Source organism: Paenimyroides marinum (assembly GCF_900108395.1).
GTDB lineage: Bacteria > Bacteroidota > Bacteroidia > Flavobacteriales > Flavobacteriaceae > Flavobacterium > Flavobacterium marinum.
In genome coordinates this window covers 1-3,469 of sequence record NZ_FNXE01000079.1, presented here as the reverse complement: position 1 = coordinate 3,469, position 3,469 = coordinate 1, and the positions used below count along the sequence as shown (strand labels likewise).

Below are 3,469 nucleotides of genomic sequence, written 5' to 3'. Positions count from 1 at the left end.
TGCGCAGATGGTACTGCGTCATAGCGTGGGAGAGTATGTCGCCGCCTTTTTTTTGAAACCCTATCCATTTATTTGGATAGGGTTTTTTGGTTATATTTGGGAAGAATATAAAATGTTTAATTATGAGATGGAGTTATTTAGTCGGGCATATTTTAACTACTTTTATACTGTCTCCTTTCGTTGCCTTTTTGTTAAAAATTATCTCTAACATTTTGGAATCAGGAGGAACAACCACTTTTGCTGACACTGATATAAACCAAGTTGTAGGAGTGGGAACAATGCTCGGAGCTTTGTCTATATTTGGTTTTTTCATTTATTTTTATATTGCCGCTATATCTTCAATCATTCCTATAATTATTTACATTGCCGTTTTTTTTGTTTTAAAGTTATTTAGGGTTGATTTTAGAATAGCAAAAGGTTTTTTAATAACTACAATCGTTTCAAGTGTAACTATTACTTTTTATTTGGTAACTGAAGAAGAAACAATTATTAATAACCTTTTAATTCAATCCTATTGTGGCGTAGCAATCGTTTCAGGCATTTTCTTCAAGCTAAAAAGATTTGAATATAAACTCGAAAGTATTTAAACACATTTAAATTACCTTTTTGGTATCGTTTTTAGATTGTATTTTTGTAAAAATGTTTATTATATGAAATACGCAAGGTTGACAAAAGAACAATTGGAAGAACTACATGTTGAATTTACCAATTTTTTAGCTTCGCAACAGATAGATAAAGCAGAATGGGATACACTTAAAAGAACAAAACCGGAAGTTGCAGAGCAAGAAATCGATATTTTTTCGGATTTGGTATGGGAAGGTGTTCTAAAAAGTGCCCGATATATTGAGCACTTTTCTAAAAATCATATATTTTTGTTTCAGTTTGATGATAAAAATATAGATACAATTGTTTTAAAAACACTGGATACAGAGGTCGATTTCTTAACAAATCAGGGTTTAAAATGGCTGGGCAACCACATAGAAACAGACTTGGTTGAGATTCGTTATGGAGCTAAAACGTTTGGTGGCGACAGGAATGGAGAAATCTTTGAAATTATTCAGCAAGGCGGTATTTTAAGTCAGGGTGAATTGTATCAGCAAATAAAGTCAATTTTAAAAAAATAATTCCGATATAAATTATTCTATGGATGTTTTAGCCTTAATAACTTCGTTGCGAAATGAATTAAATGAGCATAATTACAATTATTATGTTTTGGATAATCCTACGATTTCTGATTTTGAGTTCGATCAAAAATTAAAGCAATTGCAGGAATTAGAAACGCAGCACCCCGAATTTTTTGATCTAAATTCTCCTACGCAGCGTGTTGGCGGAAGCATCACTAAAAATTTTGAGACAGTTGTTCACCAAAACAGAATGTTTTCATTAGAAAATTCATATTCTAAAGAAGATCTGACCGAATGGGAAAACCGCATTCAACGAGTTTTGGGCAATGTTGATGTGGAATATGTTTGCGAATTAAAATACGACGGTGCATCGATTTCTATAACATATCAGAACGGTAAATTGCTTAGAGCGGTAACTCGTGGTGATGGCTTTCAGGGTGATGACGTAACGAACAATATCAAAACCATTAAATCGGTACCTTTACAATTAAAAGGAAATTATCCGCCTAAATTCGATATTCGTGGCGAAATTATCCTTCCGTTTGCCGGATTTGAAAAAATGAATAAAGAGTTGATCGATATTGGCGAAACGCCGTATTCTAATCCCAGAAATACTGCTTCGGGCAGTTTAAAATTACAAGACAGTTCCGAGGTTGCCAAACGCCCGTTAGAATGTTTGCTATATACGATTGTTGGTGCGAACCAATTTTTTAAAACGCATGAAAACTCATTAGAAGCAGCACGTTCGTACGGATTCAAAGTTCCTAATCAATCAAAGCTGGTGAAAAATTTAAACGAAGTTTTTGAATTTATTGATTATTGGGACACTCACCGGCACCATTTGCCATACGAAACTGACGGAGTTGTAATTAAAATAAACGATTTAGATCAACAAGAAGAGTTAGGCTATACGGCAAAAAATCCTCGCTGGGCAATTGCTTACAAATTTAAGGCAGAGCAAGCCGTTACGTTGTTACAAAATATTACTTATCAGGTGGGCAGAACCGGTGCCATAACACCTGTTGCCAATTTACAGCCTGTGCAGTTGGCAGGAACCATTGTTAAAAGAGCTTCGTTGCACAATGCAGATCAAATTGAAAAGTTAGACGTGCGTGTGAACGATTGGGTGTATGTGGAAAAAGGAGGGGAGATTATTCCAAAAATTGTAGGGGTCGATTTTAATCAAAGACCTATTGGCAGTGTACCCACGCAATATATCACAAATTGTCCCGAATGTGGAACAACATTAGTACGCAAACCGGGAGAAGCCCAGCATTATTGCCCCAATTTTTATGAATGTCCGCCACAGATTGTTGGTCGTATCGAGCATTTTATCAGTCGGAAAGCAATGAATATTGATGGATTGGGAGGAGAAACCGTTACGTTGCTTTATAAAAACGGATTAGTGCAAAATTATGCTGATTTGTATGAATTAAAAAAGGAACAAATTCTTCCTTTAGAACGAATGGCTGAAAAATCGGCAGATAATTTAATGAAAAGCATTGAACAATCTAAAGAAATTGCTTTTGAACGTGTATTATTTGCTTTAGGAATTAGATTTGTAGGTGAAACCGTGGCAAAAAAGTTAGTAAAACACTATAAAAACATTGATGCTTTAATGCAGGCAGATTATAATGAATTGGTAAATGTTGATGAAATTGGTGATAAAATAGCTTTAAGTATTCGTGCTTTTTTTAAAGATGAAGCAAATTTAGAATTGATAAACCGACTAAAAGATTACGGTTTGCAATTTGCAGTTGAAGAAAAAGAAAGTACGCAGGTTTCAAATAAATTTGAAGGAATGACGATGGTTGTTTCCGGGAAGTTTGAACATTTTTCGCGCGATGAAATCAAACAAAAAATTGAAGATTACGGTGGAAAAAATGGTAGTTCAATTACCGGGAAAACATCTGTGGTAGTTGCCGGCGCCGATATGGGACCAGCGAAATTGGAAAAGGCTACTAAACTTGGGATTCCTATCTGGGCTGAAGAAGATTTTATAAATCAGCTTAATAATTAATTATTTTTCAAAAAAAGAAGTAATAATTCCTTAATATTTATTAAATATGTAAATAACACGATGTTGGTAGTTTTGTACTGTAAAAAATTAAACAATATGAAATCTATCGAAATGAAATCTGTACTTAAAGGAATTATGAGCCTGTTGGTGTACATTGTCTTTATGCTTTTGGTTTTTTCAAATGTGTAATTGCAGATGTAGGTAAGCTTGATTTTTCATTAAGCTGATGGTTAAATGATTGTGCAAGCAATCATTCTTAAATTTGAATTAGTTAGTTAAAATATAAAAGAGGCTGTCTAAAAAGTCACAAAACGCAAAAATCCCG

Annotated in this window: 3 protein-coding genes; all 3 read left to right on the top strand. The window is 34.0% G+C overall.

Annotated features, from left to right (window positions below):
• The first annotated feature begins 122 nt into the window (after nt 1–122).
• A complete protein-coding gene (locus BLW20_RS14315) occupies nt 123–587 on the top strand; it encodes a hypothetical protein (protein ID WP_091102901.1) in 465 nt (154 codons plus the stop codon).
• A gap of 63 nt (nt 588–650) precedes the next feature.
• A complete protein-coding gene (locus tag BLW20_RS14310; protein WP_091102897.1) occupies nt 651–1,124 on the top strand; it encodes a DUF6495 family protein in 474 nt (157 codons plus the stop codon).
• Between the two features lie 19 nt (nt 1,125–1,143).
• Nucleotides 1,144–3,144, top strand: coding sequence for an NAD-dependent DNA ligase LigA (gene ligA / locus BLW20_RS14305; protein WP_091102893.1), 2,001 nt, complete (start codon nt 1,144–1,146; stop codon nt 3,142–3,144).
• Nucleotides 3,145–3,469 lie beyond the last annotated feature (325 nt).